The 16,801-nt window shown below is 71.7% G+C and carries 16 protein-coding genes; 10 read left to right on the top strand and 6 right to left on the bottom strand.

The window, feature by feature from the left end; genetic code table 11:
• Window positions 1–68: 68 nt before the first annotated feature.
• The 3 genes from pstS to V5O40_RS21245 all read right to left on the bottom strand — a co-directional run bounded on the left by pstS (window position 69) and on the right by V5O40_RS21245 (window position 3,531).
• On the bottom strand, window positions 69–1,145 hold the full coding sequence (gene pstS / locus V5O40_RS21255) for a phosphate ABC transporter substrate-binding protein PstS (protein WP_332907093.1): 1,077 nt from the start codon (window positions 1,143–1,145) through the stop codon (window positions 69–71).
• 223 nt (window positions 1,146–1,368) lie between these two features.
• The gene (phoU, locus tag V5O40_RS21250; RefSeq protein WP_332907092.1) at window positions 1,369–2,013 is read right to left on the bottom strand and encodes a phosphate signaling complex protein PhoU; all 645 of its coding nucleotides are present in this window, start codon (window positions 2,011–2,013) and stop codon (window positions 1,369–1,371) included.
• A gap of 156 nt (window positions 2,014–2,169) precedes the next feature.
• A complete protein-coding gene (locus V5O40_RS21245; protein ID WP_332907091.1) occupies window positions 2,170–3,531 on the bottom strand; it encodes an MGH1-like glycoside hydrolase domain-containing protein in 1,362 nt (453 codons plus the stop codon).
• A gap of 111 nt (window positions 3,532–3,642) precedes the next feature.
• Here V5O40_RS21245 and V5O40_RS21240 point away from each other — a divergent pair, with 111 nt between their 5' ends.
• The 7 genes from V5O40_RS21240 (at window position 3,643) to V5O40_RS21210 (ending at window position 10,174) form a co-directional block, all read left to right on the top strand.
• Entirely contained in the window at window positions 3,643–4,254 is a 612-nt protein-coding gene (locus V5O40_RS21240; protein WP_332907090.1) for a methyltransferase type 11, read from the top strand.
• A 24-nt stretch (window positions 4,255–4,278) separates the two neighbouring features.
• Window positions 4,279–4,881: a class I SAM-dependent methyltransferase gene (locus V5O40_RS21235; protein ID WP_332907089.1), complete on the top strand. Its 603-nt coding sequence runs from the start codon at window positions 4,279–4,281 to the stop codon at window positions 4,879–4,881.
• Between the two features lie 82 nt (window positions 4,882–4,963).
• Window positions 4,964–6,709 carry an ABC transporter ATP-binding protein gene (locus V5O40_RS21230; RefSeq protein WP_332907088.1) on the top strand — a complete coding sequence of 582 codons (1,746 nt, stop codon included), beginning with the start codon at window positions 4,964–4,966 and terminating at the stop codon, window positions 6,707–6,709.
• The gene (locus V5O40_RS21225; RefSeq protein WP_332907087.1) at window positions 6,706–8,466 is read left to right on the top strand and encodes an ABC transporter ATP-binding protein; all 1,761 of its coding nucleotides are present in this window, start codon (window positions 6,706–6,708) and stop codon (window positions 8,464–8,466) included. The genes V5O40_RS21230 and V5O40_RS21225 overlap by 4 nt, the downstream gene beginning before the upstream one ends.
• A gap of 112 nt (window positions 8,467–8,578) precedes the next feature.
• Window positions 8,579–8,842 (top strand): hypothetical protein, encoded by a 264-nt coding sequence (locus V5O40_RS21220; protein ID WP_332907086.1) that lies wholly within the window; start codon window positions 8,579–8,581, stop codon window positions 8,840–8,842.
• A gap of 3 nt (window positions 8,843–8,845) precedes the next feature.
• Entirely contained in the window at window positions 8,846–9,046 is a 201-nt protein-coding gene (locus V5O40_RS21215; RefSeq protein ID WP_332907085.1) for a hypothetical protein, read from the top strand.
• Window positions 9,047–9,421: 375 nt separating this feature from the next.
• Entirely contained in the window at window positions 9,422–10,174 is a 753-nt protein-coding gene (locus V5O40_RS21210; RefSeq protein WP_332907084.1) for an AAA family ATPase, read from the top strand.
• A 131-nt stretch (window positions 10,175–10,305) separates the two neighbouring features.
• Here the strand turns inward: V5O40_RS21210 and V5O40_RS21205 are convergent, their stop codons facing one another.
• Both V5O40_RS21205 and eccB read right to left on the bottom strand, forming a co-directional pair.
• On the bottom strand, window positions 10,306–10,881 hold the full coding sequence (locus tag V5O40_RS21205; RefSeq protein WP_332907083.1) for a dihydrofolate reductase family protein: 576 nt from the start codon (window positions 10,879–10,881) through the stop codon (window positions 10,306–10,308).
• A 120-nt stretch (window positions 10,882–11,001) separates the two neighbouring features.
• Window positions 11,002–12,378: a type VII secretion protein EccB gene (eccB, locus tag V5O40_RS21200; protein ID WP_332907082.1), complete on the bottom strand. Its 1,377-nt coding sequence runs from the start codon at window positions 12,376–12,378 to the stop codon at window positions 11,002–11,004.
• 112 nt (window positions 12,379–12,490) lie between these two features.
• Here eccB and V5O40_RS21195 point away from each other — a divergent pair, with 112 nt between their 5' ends.
• Together V5O40_RS21195 and V5O40_RS21190 are read left to right on the top strand one after the other, a co-directional pair.
• Window positions 12,491–13,210, top strand: coding sequence for a polyamine aminopropyltransferase (locus V5O40_RS21195; protein WP_332907081.1), 720 nt, complete (start codon window positions 12,491–12,493; stop codon window positions 13,208–13,210).
• Window positions 13,211–13,237: 27 nt separating this feature from the next.
• Window positions 13,238–13,489: a hypothetical protein gene (locus V5O40_RS21190; RefSeq protein ID WP_332907111.1), complete on the top strand. Its 252-nt coding sequence runs from the start codon at window positions 13,238–13,240 to the stop codon at window positions 13,487–13,489.
• Window positions 13,490–13,494: 5 nt separating this feature from the next.
• On the opposite strand, the gene V5O40_RS21185 is transcribed toward V5O40_RS21190, so the two are convergent.
• On the bottom strand, window positions 13,495–15,126 hold the full coding sequence (locus V5O40_RS21185) for a glycosyltransferase 87 family protein (RefSeq protein WP_332907080.1): 1,632 nt from the start codon (window positions 15,124–15,126) through the stop codon (window positions 13,495–13,497).
• 217 nt (window positions 15,127–15,343) lie between these two features.
• Between V5O40_RS21185 and V5O40_RS21180 the strand changes: the two genes are divergently transcribed.
• Window positions 15,344–16,711 (top strand): extracellular catalytic domain type 1 short-chain-length polyhydroxyalkanoate depolymerase, encoded by a 1,368-nt coding sequence (locus V5O40_RS21180; protein WP_332907079.1) that lies wholly within the window; start codon window positions 15,344–15,346, stop codon window positions 16,709–16,711.
• The last annotated feature ends 90 nt before the right edge of the window (window positions 16,712–16,801 follow it).

Here is a 16,801-nt window from a genome sequence, read left to right as displayed (position 1 = left end):
ACCCCGCTAGGGACGGGATCGACGTGATCCCGTCCCTAGCTGGAACGCCCTAGCGATCTTGATTGTGATCAGCCCTGGATCTTCTCGACCTGGGCCAGCGCCTTCTCCTTGAGCGAGGCCGGCAGCGGTGCGAAGTCGACCTCCTCGGCCAACTCCTGGCCGTCGTTGAGCAGGTAGGTGAGGAAGCCCTTGACCAGCGCGGCCTTGTTCGCGTCGTCGTAGGAGTTCTTGACGATGATGAAGGTCGGCGCGGTGATCGGGTACGCGGCGGCACCGGCGGCGTTGAGCGGGTTGTAGCTCAGGTCCTCGGCGATCTCGGCACCCTCCAGGCCGGCGGTGGTGCCCTCCAGCGACGGCTCGACGAACTGGCCGTCCTTGTTCTTGATGGCGGCGTACTTCAGACCGGTGGCCTTCGCGTCGCTCAGGTCGACGTACCCGACGGCGCCGTTGGTCTGCTTGACGATCTGGGCGACACCGGTGTTCTTCTCGCCACCCTGGGTGCTGGCCGGCCAGGCCACCGTGTCACCGCTGCCCAGCTTCCAGGTGCCCGCGGCGGCGGCGTCGAGGTACTTGGTGAAGTTGCTGGTGGTGCCGGAGCCGTCCGAGCGGTGCGCCACCACGATCGGGGTGCTGGGCAGCTCGACGCCCGGGTTGTCGGCCTTGACGGCCGCGTCGTCCCAGGTCTTGATGTCGGTCTGGAAGATCTTGGCGAGCGTCTCCGGGCTGAGCTGGAGCTTGTCGACGCCCTCGAGGTTGTAGGAAACCGTGATCGGCGCCGCCACCGTCGGCACGTACATGAACGAGCCGGCGGCCACGCCGTCGGTGTCCTTCACCAGGCTGTCGGTGCCGGCGAAGTCGACCAGACCCTCACCGAACTGCTTCTTGCCGGTGCCGGAGCCGGTCGCGTTGTAGGTGACCGTCACGTCGGGGGCCTCGGCCTTGAAGGCTTCGACGACCTCTTGGTAGTAAGCGTCCGGGAAGCTGGCGCCGGAAGCCTTCAACTCGCCGGACAGGTCGGCGTAGGCGCTGTCGCCGCCGCTGCCGCCCGGCTCCGAGCTGTTGTCGTTGCTACCACAGCCGGTAAGCGCGAGCGCGGCAAGCGCGACGCCGGCAAGGACGCGCCGCGAAAGCACGTTGCGGTTCACCAGGTAAGCCTCTCTATCGGGGTGCATCAGCCCGTCCGGGCCGTACGCGAGTCAAGTTAGGAGGCGCAGGTAGCCGGACTCCCGGACCCAGGTGAACGAAAAATGAACTTGCCGGCTCGGTGGTGGCCAACTGGGAGCCGGGATGTGACGTTGCGGGCGCGCCGTACCGGATGTCCGGAATCCGCGGGCCTCGCCACTGACCTCTTGACCTCTGCCGGCCTCGTCAGAGCCGGATGGTGCCGGTCACCAGGTACACGACCTGCCGGGAGACGTTCACCGCGTGGTCGGCGTAACGCTCGTAGTAGCGGCCGAGCAGGGCCAGGTCGATCGCGGACTCCACCCCGTACGGCCAGCCGGAGACCAGCAGCGACAGCAGGCGTTCCTGGGCGGCGTCGACCTCGTCGTCGTCCAGCCCGAGCTGCATCGCGTCGAGCCGGTCCCGGGTGGCCAGCACGACCGCGCTCTTGTCCGCCACCCGTGCCGCCGCCTCGGCCAGCGCCGTCATCACCGGCATCGCCGGCTCCGGCACCACCCCGACCGGATGCCGGCGCAGCGCGACCTTCGCGACGTGCACCGCCAGGTCACCCATCCGCTCCAGGGCACCGGCGATCCGCAGCGCGCACACCACCAGGCGCAGATCCGAGGCGACCGGCTGGTGCCGCACCAGCACCTCGGGGATCATCGCCTCCACCTCGGCCCGCCGGGCGTCCAGCACCGCGTCCTCGGCGAGTACGGTCTCGGCCGCGCCCCGATCCACCTCCAGCAGGGCGGTGCTGGCCCGTCGGATCGCCGCGCTGGCGTCCCGGCTCATCACCGCCAGCACCCCGGTCAGCCGGTCGAGCTGCTCGTCGTAGCTGTCCCGGCTCATCGCGTTTCCCTTCCGTCCAGCCGGGTCGCCCGCTTCGGCGGCACCCGGATCCGGCGCGGCGGCCGGCCGACCCTGGACAGCAACCTACCCGTCCCCGGGCGACGCCACCTTCCACGCCACCCGGCCGGCGGCACCGGGCGGGTCAGGCCGCACCGGTCAGTCGGCCAGCACGTCCAGCAGCAGGGCGGCCGTCCAGCTGAACGCCGGTGAGCCCAGGCCGGCACCGGTGTCCGGGTGGAAGTACTCGTGGCAACCGGCCGCCGAGACCAGGTCGATCATCGAGGTACGCAGTCCGGCCGCCAACCGGTCGTGTCCGTGCCGCAGCAGTCCACGCCGGACCAGCCAGCTGATGTTCGTCCAGCTCGGGCCGCGCCAGTAGCGCAGCGGCTCGAAGTCGCCTGCGGTGCGGTCGTGGCTCGGCAGTGGCCGGGCCATCCGGGCGGCGAGACCGAAGCGGGCCGAGCTGGCCTCGGCGAGCACCGCCTCGACCTGCCTCGCCGGCAGGTCGGGCAGGATCAACGGGGTCAGGCCGAGCACCGTACGGGCCGGCGTGAGCCGGCCGGTACGCAGGTCACGCGGGTGGAAGGTACCGCTGCCCGGGTCGTACAGGCGGGCCACCACGGCCTCGGTGATGGCGACCGCCCGTTCCCGGTGCGGGCCCGGGTCGGCGCCGATCACCCCGGCGATCCCGGCGAGCGCCGACTCCGAGGCGCCCATTGCCGCGTTGAACAGCGGACATTCCACCAGGAACGGATGCCGGTCGGCCAAGCCGTCGTCACGGTAACCGTTCGCGCGGTACGCGGTGACCATGGTGACGTACCGCGCGTAGTCCAGGTCGGTGGGCCGGTGGGCGGGATCGGCGTGCACGGTGTCCCGCCGCCGGTACGCGCGCATCACCGCCGCCTCCGCCGCCACCGCCGACATCGGCTGGTCCCAGGCGGGGCTGTTGTCCAGTCCGGACTCCCACGGATGCACGATGCTGGCCAGCCCGGCACCACCGACATCGCGGCAGCCGGCCAGGTAGCGCTGCTGCGCCACCAGGTGCGGATAGAGCCGACGCAGCGCCGCCCGACTCGCCTCCGTCGGCACCCGACGGTACGCGTGCCAGGCGGCCAGCGCGTGCACGGGCGGCTGCACCAGGCCGGATGTGGCCATCGGCGGCGTCCCCTCGACGGTCCCCGACGACCAGAATCCCGGCCCGGGAAAGTAGGCGCCACCGGACACGGCCGGGTTGAACACGATGTGCGGCACCCGGCCGTCGCGCCACTGGGCGCGGAACAGGCTGGTCAGCTCCGACCAGGCGCGCTCGGGACGGACCCGCGCCCAGCCGATCGCGATGAACGCGGAATCCCAGCTCCACTGGTGCGGGTACAGCGTGCGCGACGGCACCGTGTGTCCGCCCGCCCAGTTGCCGTCGAGGGTGTCGCGGGCCAACTTCCACAGCCGGCCGTCGTCGCCTGCGGCATCAGCACTGGCAGCCGGTCCCGGTCCGGCCGACGGAGCAGTTCGGTTCACCATGAGTCACAACATGGTAGCGGTGCGCCCGACGCTACGCTAGGACGACCGCAGCGCAGGTCGCGGTACATGGGGGTGAATCAGGACGGCGAGACGACGAGGCGAGGGTGCCCGATGAGACAGCCAAGACCCGGTCCAGCAGACACGCAGAGTGAGAGCTACACCGATCGGCTGCGGCGACTCGGCGGGGCGCGCTGGAAGCGGTGGCTGGACGTGCAGGCGCCCTACCGGTGGAACCTGCGGCGGCTGAAGTTGGGTCGGACCCTCGATGTCGGCTCGGGCCTCGGCCGCAACCTGGTCAACCTCGGACCGGGCGCGGTCGGGGTGGACCACAACCCCACCTCGGTGGCCCACTCCCGGGCCTTGGGGCTGGAGGCGTACACCGTCGCGGAATTCTTCCGGTCGGAGTACGCCCGGCCGGACGCGTTCGACTCGCTACTCGCCGCGCACCTGCTCGAACACCTGCCGGTTGAGCAGGCACGCGAGGTGGTCGCCGGCTACCTGCCGTTCGTCCGTTCGGGTGGCCGGGCGGTGTTCATCACCCCGCAGGAGCGGGGCTACCGCAGCGACGCCTCGCACGTCCGCTTCGTGGGCTTCGACGAGACGGCGCGGACCTGCCGGGATCTCGGTCTGACCGTGCTGCGCCAATATTCTTTCCCGTTCCACCGCGCCGCCGGCAGGGTGTTCACCTACAACGAGTTCGTCACCGTCGCCAGGCTTCCGTGAGCCGACACAGTTACGGTGCAGGACATGACCAACAGGACCCGCTGGGCCACCGACACCGGTCCCGAGCACTCGCAGTGGTACGTCAACCGGTTCCGGCAGTTGGCGGCCGAAGGGGCGGACCTGGCCGGTGAGGCCCGGCTGCTCGACACGCTGGTGCCGCCGGCCTCCCGGATCCTCGACGCCGGCTGTGGCACCGGTCGGGTCGGCGCCGAGTTGGCCGCGCGCGGCCACACGGTGGTCGGGGTGGACGCGGACCCGGTCCTGATCGACGCCGCCCGCGCCGACCACCCCGCACCCCGCTGGATCGTCGCCGACCTGGCCGAGCTGGACCTCGCGGCGGCCGGCGAGGGCGAGCCGTTCGACGCGGCGGTGCTGGCCGGCAACGTGATGGCGTTCGTCGCCGCCGGCACCGAACGCCAGGTGCTCGGCCGGGTCGCCGCGCACCTGCGCCCGGACGGCGTGGTCGCGGTCGGATTCGGCACCGACCGGGGCTATCCGCTGACCGATTTCGACGCCGACGCGGTCGGCGCCGGGCTGCGCCTCGAACACCGCTTCGCCACCTGGGACCTGCGTCCGTGGCGCGACGACGCGGACTTCGCCGTCACCATCCTGCGCCGTCCCGCCTGACTCCTCCGGGACGTCCGTCGGTGTGCCCGAACCGGCTGATATTGACGTGGAAGCCTGCCGAGCCTCACCGTAGCCTGGACCGATGCCCCCACAGCTCCCTCATGCCGAGCCGGGCACGCCGGACACGAGGGGGCCACTGCGCTACATCTGGTGGCTGGTCCGCTGCCAGCCGTGGCGGGTACTACGCGGCGGTCTGATCGGCACGGCCTGGATGCTCGGGTTGTCGCTGCGGCCGTACCTCGTCGCCCGGGCCATCGACGACGGACTGCGCGCCGCCGACCACCGGACGCTGCTGTGGTGGGTGGCCGCGATCGTCGTCGCCGGGGTGGGCCTGGCCTACCTGGGCATCATGCGGCACCGCACGATGACGTTCGTCCGGGAGGACGCCTCGGCCCGGTCCGCCGCCGTCCTGCTGCGTCACCTCTCCCGGATCGGCGCCGTGCTGCCCCGCAGACTCGCCGCCGGTGAGGTCGCCACGGTGGGCGGTGCCGACATCACCCACACCTCGGCGGTGCTGACGATGACCGGGCCGGGCGTCGGAGCGGTCCTCGCGTACGTCTTCGTCGCTTTTCTCCTGTGGTCGGTGTCGCCGTCGCTCGCGGTGTTCGTGCTGCTCGGCGTGCCGACGGTGGTGCTGCTGGTCGGGCCGCTGCTGCGCCGCCTCGAACGGGTCGAGTCGGTCTACCGCCACCAGCAGGGTCTGCTCACCACCCGCGCCGCCGACATCGTGGCCGGGCTGCGCGTGCTCGCCGGAGTCGGCGGCAGAGGGCTGTTCGCCCGCCGGTACGCGACCCGCTCGCAGCGGCTGCTGGCCGAGGGGTACCGGGTGGGTGCGGTGAACAGTTGGATCGAGTCGCTGACGATCGTCGTACCGGGGGTGTTCCTGGCCGCCGTGGTGTGGCTGGCGGCACGGATGGCCTCGGCCGGTGACATCACCATCGGGCAGATGGTGGCCGTCTACGGGTACGTGGCGGTCCTCATCGTGCCGGTGTGGTTCCTGCTCGAAGGCGGTCACCAGGTGATCCGCGGGCGGGTCGCCGCCCGACGGATCGTCGCGCTGCTCAACCTGCGACCGGACCACGCCGGCCCGACGTCGCCGGTCGGCGGGCCGCGTCAGGCACCGGACCGGCCCGCAGACCTGCACGATCCCGCGTCCGGGCTGACCGTACCCGCCGGAGCGCTGCTGGCCGTCGCCGCCGACGACCCGGCCGAGGTCGCCGCGTTGGCCGACCGGCTCGGGCGGTTCGTCGCCAGCGACGTGACCTGGGGTGGGGTACCGCTGACCAGCATCGCGTTGGACGAGGTGCGGGCCCGGATCCTCGTCGCCGACCACGACTCCTATCTCTTCGCCGGCACGCTGCGCGAGATCCTGCACGTCCGGGCGGATCTCGGCGACGCCGAGCTGCGCGCGGCGCTGCGTACGGCGTCGGCGGAGGATCTTCTCGACGCCCACCCGGACGGGCTAGAGATGCCGGTCGGTACCCGGGCCCGGACGCTCTCCGGCGGCCAGCGGCAACGGGTACGCCTGGCCCGCGCCCTGCTCGCCGAGCCGGACGTGCTGATTCTCATCGACCCGACCTCCGCTGTGGACGCGCACACCGAGGCGCGCATCGCGCAGCGGCTCCGGGCGGCGCGGGCCGGACGAAGCACCGTCGTGTTGACCACCTCGCCGCTGCTGCTCGGTCGCGCCGACCTGGTCGCGCACCTGCGCGACGGCCGGATCGTCGCCGTCGGCACCCACGTCGATCTGCTCGGACAGGATCCGAGCTACCGGGCCCTGGTGTCCCGGGACAGCGAACCCGCCGACGTGGACGGATCACTGCGGTGAGCGGACTGCCCGTCGCGGACCGTCAGGTCGTCCGCCGCGCCGCGCTGAACCTCATCGCCGCGGACCGCCGCGCGGTCGCCGTCGTCCTGGTGCTGCACGGTGCCGCCGCGGTCGCCGGGCTCGCCCCGCCGTGGCTGCTGGGCCGGATCGTCGACGAGGTCACGGCCGGTTCCGGTGCCGGCGCGGTGGACCGTCTGGCCGTCGCGATCGGCGGCTGCGTGCTGGCGCACGGGCTGCTCGCCCGGTACGCCCAGTACGTCGGCCACCGGTTCGGTGAGCGGTCCGTCGCCCGGCTCCGTGAGGGATTCGTGTCGCGGGCGCTGGACCTGCCGATCTCCGTCATCGAACGGGCCGGCACCGGCGAACTCGCCACCCGCAGCTCGGTGGACGTGACGACCGTGGGGACGACCGTGCGGGACGTGATGCCGGTCATGGTCATCGCCGCGACGCAGCTGTCGCTGCTCTTCGGCGCGATCTTCCTGCTGCACCCGCTGCTCGGCCTGGTCGCCCTGACCGGCCTGCCGACGATCGTCGCGGTGACCAGGTGGTATCTGCGGCGGGCCAGGCCGGCCTACCTGGCCGAGGGGGCGGCGACCGCCGAGCTGACCGAGGCGCTGACCACCACCGCGGAGGGCGCCCGCACCGTCGAGGCGCTCCGCCTCGGTGCCGACCGCATCGGGTACGGCAGGCAGCGCATCGGCCAGGTGTGGGCCACCCGCCGGGCGACCCTGGCCCTGCGATCGGTCTTCTTTCCGGTGGTGGAGGCGAGCTACGCGCTGCCGATCGCGGTGGTCCTGCTGTTCGGAGGCTTCCTGCTGGACCGTGGCATGGTGACCCTCGGCGAGGTGGTCGCGGCGGCGCTCTACCTGCAACAGGCGATCGAGCCGCTGGACCGGCTGCTGCTCTGGATGGAACAGGCCCAACGCGGGCTCGCCTCGTTCGCCCGGGTCCTCGGTGTCGGTCAGCAGAGTGAGCCCGCCGCCACCCCGGTCGCCACCGGAACACCGCGACCGCGGGTTCCGGCGTCCACCCGCCCCGGTCGGCTCGTCGTGCGCGGCGCCCGGTTCTCGTACGCCGACGGCCCCGACGTGCTGCACGGCATCGACCTGGCGGTCAACCCTGGCGAACGCCTCGCCATCGTGGGCCCTTCGGGCGCGGGAAAGTCCACTCTCGCCCGGCTGCTCGCCGGGATCGACGAGCCACGAGAGGGCGTGGTCAGCCTCGACGGCGTCGCGGTCACGGACCTCGACCCGGCCGAGCGGCGTCGCCGGATCGCCCTGGTCACCCAGGAGCACCACGTCTTCATCGGTACGCTGCGCGACAACCTCGCCTTCGCCGCGCCGGACGCGTCCGACGAGCAGATGCGCGCCGCCCTGGGCGCGGTGAGCGCCGACTGGTACGCCGGCCTGCCCGACGGACTCGACACGCAACTCGGCGACGGTGCCCGCGACCTCGGTGCCGCCGATGCCCAACAGCTCGCGCTGGCGCGCCTGGTGCTCGCCGACCCGCACACCCTGATCCTCGACGAGGCGACGGCAGCGCTCGACCCGACGACCGCCCGACGCACCGAGCGAGCCCTCGCCGCCGTGGTCAACGGGCGTACCGTCATCGCCATCGCGCACCGGCTCAACACCGCGCACGACGCCGACCGGGTCGCCGTGCTGGAGGACGGCCGGATCACCGAACTCGGCAGCCACGACGAACTCGTCCGCACCGGTGGCGCCTACGCCGCGCTCTGGCGGTCCTGGCACGGCTGAGCCCGTCCCGCACGGCCGCAGGGGCTGCGGAGGACGATTCATGTTGGATAGTGTCTGCCTCGCCACGAAACGTGACCGACCAGCGACCCGTGCGGTGGACCGGAAGGACGGCATGGCCAGCATCGAGCAAGTGAAGGCCGAGCTCGCCCAGGCAGCCGAGCAGTGCAACGCGACGACGAACCAGATCCGGTCCGCCATCGACGGCACCGAACAGGTGATCTCCCGGTTGCGCGCGGTCGCGGCCGGCACCGGTCATCCCGCCATCGCGGAGGCGATCAACCGGGCCGAGCAGAGCAAGCAGCGGCTGGTCGAGGCGGCGACGGTGCTCCAGGGCAGCACCCAGGCGGCCCGGCAGTACATCAGCGTCCTCGGGTGACGCGTGAGCATCGGCGAGGTCAAGGCCACCCTCGATGAGGCGAACCACCTGCTCGACCAGGGCAGGGCCACCATCGAAGGGATCGGCGCGGCCCTGGACGAGGTATCCGGGCTGGTGCTCGCCACCCTGCACGACAGCCAACGGGCCGAAGCGGAACAGGCCTGCGCGGCCATCGCGGCACCGCCCTCGGCGAACCGGAGCTGATCGACAACATCCCCGCCGAGACCATGCTCGCGGCCGAGGTCTTCGTCCTCGGACAGCTGCTACTTGAGAGGAAGCTGACCCCAGCAGAACTCGACGAGTTCGTGACGGAGGCGGAGCAAGTTGCGGCAGAGTACATGTAGACCTACCGCGCGGGGCGTCTCTGCAAGGGATCTTGGTGCGATCCTGCCCACTGGCGGGCGATTTCGGACCAAGAATCGCACGTTGACAGGTCGCGGAGCTCAGCAAGTCTCGCTGCCGTCTCACGTGGAGATGAGTTGCCTGGCGTCCAGGCAGAAGCGACGGACGGCGGGGGTACGACGATAGGGAGCGAGAGCGCCGACCAGATTGCGTACGTGTTTGGTGCACCTGGCGGAGGTGACCTTGGACACCGCCGAGGCACTGTGCGACGAGATCCGCCGCAGCGGGCAGGCCGGCGCCCCCTACGTCATCGGAGCCGCGTTCGCCCTGGCCGTCAACCGGCACTTCGCCCCCGACGCGACGCCCACCGACGTCGCGGCCTGGGTGTCGACGATCCGCGCCCGTTACCCAGACGGGGGACCCCGCCGGCGCAGCACCCTGGAACCTCGCCGTGGGAGCATCATCGGCATGATTGTCTGGATCAACGGTGCCTTCGGCGTCGGCAAGACGACCACGGCGGGCCTGCTCGTGGAGCGTCTCCCGGATGCCAAGGTGTTCGACCCCGAGTACGTCGGTTACCTGCTGACGCAGTTCATCGGCTCGCCGACCGGGGACTTCCAGGATCTTCCACTGTGGCGTCACCTCGTCGTCGAGACGATGAGCGGCCTCGCCCGGGAGTACCCGCACCCCTGGATAGCGCCGATGAGCCTTGTCAACCCGGCCTACCGGGAGCAGATTCTCGACGGTATCCGTGCGGACGGCGTCGAGGTGCACGAGGTCGTGCTCACGCTGCCCGAGGAGCAGTTGCGCGCCCGCATCGATGCCGACCAGGTCGATGTCGCTGCCCGGCAGTGGCGACACGATCATGTTGCCCGGGCGCTCACCACCTTTGCCACCGTGACCGGCGCTCAGCTCGTCGACGCGTCCCAGCCGCCCGACAAGGTGGCCGACACCATCGCCATGAGCATCCGGGCAGTGCCCAACCGCTGACCCGCTTCGGGCACCTGCGCAGCTTTCGCGGTGGGTACATCTGTTGTCGTCGGAGCGACAACAGATGTACCCACCTCGGTTCGACGGTCACGCGGGACGGGACCGTACGACCGGCGGGGCCGGTCGACTGGTCAACGGGTGACGTCGTAGACCAGCTTCTGGATGCCGTTGGCGTAGGACTCGCTCTCGACCAGTTTGAGGTTCTGCTTGTCCCGGTCGGTGTCGCTGAACAGCCGCTTGCCCGCGCCGAGCAGCACCGGGAAGACCAGCAGGTGGTAGCGGTCGATCAGGCCGGCGTCGGAGAGGTTGCGGTTCAGCGTGGCGCTGCCGTGGATGCTGATCGGCCCGCCCTCGGTCTGCTTGAGGGCGGCGACGTCGTCGAGCGACCGGAGGATGACGATCTCCCCCCAGTTGGACACCAGGTCCTGCTCCTTCAGGCTGGTCGACACGACGTACTTCGGCATCGCGTTGTAGCCGGCGAACTCCTCGGTCATCTTCGGCCACACCGGCGCGAACGCCTGGTAGCTGACCCGGCCCAGCATCATCGCGGTGGCCTCGTCCTGCTCCCGGCCCTTGATCTCGTAGGCGGCCTCGTCGAACTCGATGTCGTTGAAGGTCCAGCCCGAGTTGCGGTAGCCCGGTTCTCCACCGGGTGCCTCGACGACGCCGTCGAGCGAGACGAACGCGGTGGCGATGAGGGTACGCATCAGGTTGCTCCTTGCTGGTTGTCTGACGTGCTGTCGTCAGTGCGACGAGCGGGAGTCGCCGGATTCGACAGCCCACGCCGAGAGATTTCCTACCACTTGCGCGACGCGCGTCCGAGCACCTCAGGCCGGGGCGGCGCGCCGACGGGCCGCGTCCGGGTCGAGCGGCGCACCGGCCGGTACCAGGCTGACCACCCCCGCGGGCAGCCGAACGGGTCGGACGTCCGCGTAGCCGAGCATGCCGGTCACCTCGGGGCCGGTGAGCGCGTACCGGCGACCGAGGTCGGTCACCACGGAGATCGCGCCGCCGCTGGCGCCCGGTGTGGCGACCGATTCCACGACCGCGCCCCGACCCGGTTCCACTAACACGTGGTCGGCGGTCGCCGGCTCGGTCGACCGGTCCGGCGCGCCGGCCGGCACGGGCAGTGCCACCCCCAGCCGCAGCTCGACCGACCCGCTGTCATCGCCGACCCGCGCGCAGACCGTCGACAGCTCCGGCGTGGCCAGCCGGGGCGGGGCCGCCGGTGGCGCGTCGGGCCCGGCCGGCACGAGGTCGGGCAGTTGCGGCAGGGCGGCGAACCGGCCGAGGCTGACCTGCTCCGGCTCCCGCTGACCGGTACGCGCGAGCAACAGACCGGCCTGCAGTTCGGTGATGCCGGCGAGCCCGTCGCGGAGCACCACCGCGTACTGCCGGCCGCCGCCGGAGTTGCGGACCACCAACACGTCACCGATCCGGGCCCCGGTCACCCGGACGGACTGCCGGCCCAGGCCCGGTGGGCTCAGCGGAGTCAGATCGGGACCGGCAGGCACCGAGTTGAGCAGGGCGGCGGCCACCGGGACGGACCGGGAGCGGGTGGTGGCGAGCGCGGCCAGCACCCGTTCGGTGTCCCGGATCAGGTGTCGGCGCTGCTGCCAGAGCAGGTGCAGCCGGTCGTCGGCGTCACGCAGCAGCAGTGCGTCCCGGCCCAGCGGTCGGCCGCCGGTGCCACCGGCACCCACCAGCAGCACCGACCGGGTGGCCGCTGCGGGCCCGGTCGGTGACACCGAGCAGACCGTCCACCCGGCGGTGGCCAGCCGGCCCGCCGGAGGCAGCGAGTCGGGTGCGTCGCGGATGCCCAACGGCAGCCCCCTCGGCACCCCGTCGATCGACCGGCGGGACACCAGCACCGTCCGCGGCCGCTGCGCGCCGATGATGAGCAGCGCGGAGGCGTAGTTGAGCACCGGGTGCAGCCGCTCTTCCCGGTAGACGAACCGGGCGCCCGACTCCCTCTCGACGATCACCACGCCCGCGTCCCGCCAGGTCCCACCGCCGCCGGTGAACAGGCCGTACAGGGCCGTGGCACCCAGCCCGACGGCCGCCACCAGGATGCTCGCCAGCGCGGCTCCGGCGAGTCGGCGCGTCGGGGACAGCGCCGGATCGCCGTCCCGGGTCACCAGCGCGGCCACCGTCCGCGCGACGGCGAACTGGTACGAGTGCAACTGGTCCTGCCGCGACGGCATCGTTTCCCCCTCCGGCGAGACGATCGGCGGACAGGATATGCGCTGCGTCGATGTCCCGGGGACCGTGCGTCACGCGACGGACGGTCGCTCACGGGTCGGTAACATGCCGGCGGTGAGCGTACGTTTCGAGGAACTGGCCTGGCGGGCGACACCGATCGGCGAGATCAGTCTGCGCCGACGTCGCGATCCTCGGCTCGACCTGGATGTGTACGAGGTCAAGCTCGACGACGAGTTCCTGATGTCGAGCCTGTTCACCGCCGGAGAGGTAGAGCTGGCCCGGTTGGGGTTGGCGGCGCTGACCGGTGGCCGCCTCGACGTGGTCGTCGGTGGGCTGGGGCTCGGCTACACCGCCCGCACCGCGCTGGCGGACGACCGGGTCGCCGCCCTGCTGGTGGTGGAGGCGGTCGAGGACGTCATCGACTGGCACCGGCGCGGCCTGCTGCCCTTCGCCGCCGGACTGGCCACGGACCCGCGTACCCGGCTGGTGCGGGCCGACTTCTTCGCCCAGGTGGCCGGTCCGGACGGCCTCGACCCCGACGACGCGGAGCGTCGCTTCCACGCCGTGCTGCTGGACGTCGACCACTCCCCCCGGCACCCGCTGCACCCGAGCCATGCCGCCTTCTACCGGCCGGACGGGTTGCGCCGGTTGACGCGGCTGCTGCATCCCGGCGGGGTGTTCGCCCTCTGGTCGGACGACCCACCGGACCCGGACTTCGAGGCCGCCCTGGCTGACGTCTTCCCCACCCACCGCAGTCACGTGGTGCGGTTCGCCAACCCGCTGACCGGCGGCACCTCGGCCAACACCGTCTACCTGGGGAAACTGCCCGACTGAGCCGGCCCGTGCACCCAAGTGGTCGGCATGATCCGGGCGGCAGCGGGTAGCCGGTTCGGCAACCGCGCCCGGACCGGCCGGGCGTCCGGGTGGGAGGTGGAGATGCGTGCCCTGCTCTGGGTCGTGGGCGTGGTCGCCGGGGTGCTGGTCCTGCTGGGGCTGCTGCTCGAAGCGGTCCAGTGGTTGGTGATCATCGGTCTGGTCGCGCTGGCAGCGGTGATCGTGCTGGCCTTCGTGCGGGGCCGCCGGTCCGCCCACAACTACCCCAACCGCCGCTGAGTCCCTCACGTCCCGGCCGCGGCGGTCAACTCGTCGTCGTAGCGGGCGAGGGCTCGTCCGTCGGCGGAGTACGCGATCAGCCGTCCGTGGGCCATGGTGGCCGAACGGAACGAGAACGTCCGCACACCGGGATAGGCGGCCAACAGCGGGATGGTCCGGGGTGGGCCGCCCGGGGCGGAGTGGTAGTCCAGCCGCGCCACCTGGTCGGAGACCACACCGTTGACGCGCACCTTGGTCTTCTCACTGCGGGTGCCGAAGGTGACCGGGGCGCCGGTGCCGTAGCGGGCGCACTCGACCTGCCCTCGGCAGACGAAGAAGTACCGCGGGTTGACCACGTCCGGGAGGCCGTACGCCTTGAAGGTGGGATCGGCCCCGGCGGGCAACGGCTGCACGGCGAAGAACGCCAGCGCACCGAGGGACGCGACGGCCACCCGCAGCCACCCTCGCCGGAGAGACCAAGCGGGCTGGGTGCGGTTGGCGGTCAGCGCGACCGCGCCGAATCCCGCCACACAGAGCGCGACCGCGCCCACGGCGCGGGCGTTCTCGAAGAGGAACTGCACGCCGGGTCGCATCGACACCGGAGCCAGCACCGCACCCAGTGACAGCACCATACTGGCCAGCAGCAGGGCGCCGGCGACCTTCCGGGTCACGCCGACGGAACCCACCAGCAGCATCGCGGCCAGCACCGTCCAGACCTGGTGATGGGTCCAGGAGACCGGGGACGCGGCCACCGTGGCGCAGCCGACCAGCACCGCCGCGTGCCCTGGACGCCCCAGCCGGGACAGCGCCCGCGCCCGCAGCACCGCCAGGGCGCAGATGACGAGCACCAGGGCGAACCAGACCAGCGGCAGGGCTCCCGGGTCCAGGCCGAGACGAAGCAACATCCCGTGCACCGACTGGTTGCCCAACGACGCCAGGTTGCCGATCCGGGAGGTCTGGGTGACCGTGCCAGCCCAGTAGGTCAGGCTCTCGGCGGGCAGGACGGCCAGGGCGAGCGCCCCGCAGGCGGCGAAGGCACCCAGCGCCCGGCCGGCGTCGCGGTACCGGCCGCAGACCAGGAAGTAGAGCACGAACAGCAGCGGGGTCAGTTTGATCGCCGCCGCCACGCCGACCAGCAGGCCGCGCGTCCGCGACGGTGGTGCCATCCCGTCGAGCAGCGCCATCAGCACGATGAAGATGCTCACCTGACCGAAGCGCAGGTTGCTCTGCACGGGCGCGGCGACCATCAGCACCGCCGCGACCGCCGCGATGCTGACCGCCACCGACGTCGTCGCCCGGCCCTCGGTCGCACCGGGCAACGGTGTGGCGGTGCGGCCGGCGGCGAGCGCGCGACCGACCGGAACGGCGAGGGCGATCACGGCGGCGCAGGTCGCCGCCAGCCAGAACGCCTCGACCACGCCCAGCGGCACGGTCGTGATCGGCCACAGCACGAGCGCCGCGAAGGGCGGGTAGGTGAACGGTCCCCCGTTCGGTGCCACGTACCCGTAGAGCGGTCGCCCGGCGCGCAGGTCGGTCAGGGCTCCGTGATAGATGTGCAGGTCGGACAGGCGGTCCGGGCGTCGCAGCACCAGGGCGACGGAGACCAGCGCCGCGACCGCGAACCCCACCCACAGCAGCGCCGCCCGACGATCCCGCATGGACAGAGAATAGATGGCCCCGGACCGCTGGACGTGCGGCTGTTCGCCGCTCGGCGCGGCTCCGCCACCGCTCAGCGCGGCTGCCGCACCACAGCTTGTGACGCCTCACCACCGACGAAGACAATCATCGATGTTCTGAGAGCCGGACGAGGTAGGGCACCGGGCAGCCCTCGATCGGAACACCACCATGTCCCCTTCCGTCCGGAGGACCCGTTCCATGAGAAGAGCGTTCCGACTCTGGTCTGCCGCCCTGGCGACCATCGTCCTGACCGCGTTCGCCGCGCTGTCGCTGCCGACATCGGCCTCGGCCGCGACGCTGACCGAGGTGACGAACTTCGGCACCAACCCGAGCAACCTGCGGATGTACCTCTACGTACCGGACCGGGTCGCGCCACGGCCGGGTCTGCTGGTCGTGGTCCACTACTGCACCGGCAGCGGGCCCGCGATGTACTCGGGCACCCAGTACGCCCGCCTGGCCGACCAGTACGGCTACATCGTGATCTACCCGTCGGTGACCCGCAGCAGCCAGTGCTTCGACGTCTACTCACAGCAGGCGTTGCGGCGCGGTGGCGGCAGCGACCCGGTCGGCATCATGTCGATGGTGGACCACGTCCGGAACCGCTATCCGGTGGACCCGGCCCGGATCGCCGCGACGGGCACCTCGTCCGGCGCGATGATGACGAACGTCCTGCTCGGGCTCTACCCGGACGTCTTCCGCGCCGGTGCGGCGTTCGCCGGGGTGCCGTTCGGTTGCTTCGCCACCACCGGCGGCTCGGAGTGGAACAGCGAGTGCGCCAACGGGCAGATCAACCGCACCCCGCAGCAGTGGGGGGACCTGGTGCGCAACGCCTACCCCGGCTACACGGGGCCCCGGCCGCGGATGCAGATCTGGCACGGCACCAACGACGAGATCCTGCGCTACCCCAACTTCGGCGAGCAGGTCGAGCAGTGGACCAACCTGCACGGGCTGAGCCAGACGCCGACCTTCACCGACAGTCCGCAGTCGGGCTACACCCGGACCCGGTACGGCGGTTCCGGCGGTACCGCACCGGTCGAGGCGATCAGCATGCAGGGCGTGTCGCACAACCTGCCGGTCGACGCCGCGCAGGCGATCCGGTTCCTCGGACTCGACGCCGCGTCCCCCACCCCGACGCCGACGCTCACTCCCACCCCAACCCCCACTCCCACTCCCACCCCAACCCCAACCCCCACCCCCACGCCGACGCCGACGCCGACTCCCACGCCGACGCCCACCACGCCGCCGGGCACGGGCTGCCGGGTCGGGTACGCGGTGAACGCCTGGAACACCGGGCTGACCACGTCGGTGACCATCACCAACACCAGCACCACGGCGGTCAACGGCTGGAACCTGTCGTTCACCCTGCCCGGCGGGCAGACCATCACGAACGGCTGGAACGCGACCTACTCGCCGACGTCAGGGGCGGTGACCGCCCGCAACGTCTCCTACAACGGGACCATCGCCCCGAACGGCTCGGTCACCATCGGGTTCCAGGCCAACCACAGCGGCAACACCGCCAGCCCGTCCTCGTTCACCCTCAACGGCACCGCCTGCGCGGTCGGCTGACCGTCGCACCCGGCCCGGGGTGCCGGGGGGGTACCCCGGACGGGCACCCGGGGGGCCCCCCCCCGGTTTGGGTGTTGGACAACCGTAGAT

Source organism: Micromonospora palythoicola (assembly GCF_036689795.1).
In the GTDB taxonomy this organism is placed as follows: Bacteria; Actinomycetota; Actinomycetes; order Mycobacteriales; family Micromonosporaceae; genus Micromonospora; species Micromonospora palythoicola.
The sequence above is the reverse complement of the archived record's forward strand: the minus strand, read 5'-3'. Positions and strand labels throughout refer to the sequence as shown.

Excerpts from the sequence above, each read along its gene's own strand:
- phoU (WP_332907092.1), bottom strand. The coding sequence starts at position 2,013 with ATGAGCCGGGACAGCTACGACGAGCAGCTCGACCGGCTGACCGGGGTG.
- V5O40_RS21245 (WP_332907091.1), bottom strand. The coding sequence starts at position 3,531 with ATGGTGAACCGAACTGCTCCGTCGGCCGGACCGGGACCGGCTGCCAGT.
- V5O40_RS21240 (WP_332907090.1), top strand. The coding sequence starts at position 3,643 with ATGAGACAGCCAAGACCCGGTCCAGCAGACACGCAGAGTGAGAGCTAC.
- V5O40_RS21235 (WP_332907089.1), top strand. The coding sequence starts at position 4,279 with ATGACCAACAGGACCCGCTGGGCCACCGACACCGGTCCCGAGCACTCG.
- V5O40_RS21230 (WP_332907088.1), top strand. The coding sequence starts at position 4,964 with ATGCCCCCACAGCTCCCTCATGCCGAGCCGGGCACGCCGGACACGAGG.
- V5O40_RS21220 (WP_332907086.1), top strand. The coding sequence starts at position 8,579 with ATGGCCAGCATCGAGCAAGTGAAGGCCGAGCTCGCCCAGGCAGCCGAG.
- V5O40_RS21205 (WP_332907083.1), bottom strand. The coding sequence starts at position 10,881 with ATGCGTACCCTCATCGCCACCGCGTTCGTCTCGCTCGACGGCGTCGTC.
- eccB (WP_332907082.1), bottom strand. The coding sequence starts at position 12,378 with ATGCCGTCGCGGCAGGACCAGTTGCACTCGTACCAGTTCGCCGTCGCG.
- V5O40_RS21190 (WP_332907111.1), top strand. The coding sequence starts at position 13,238 with ATGATCCGGGCGGCAGCGGGTAGCCGGTTCGGCAACCGCGCCCGGACC.
- V5O40_RS21185 (WP_332907080.1), bottom strand. The coding sequence starts at position 15,126 with ATGCGGGATCGTCGGGCGGCGCTGCTGTGGGTGGGGTTCGCGGTCGCG.
- V5O40_RS21180 (WP_332907079.1), top strand. The coding sequence starts at position 15,344 with ATGAGAAGAGCGTTCCGACTCTGGTCTGCCGCCCTGGCGACCATCGTC.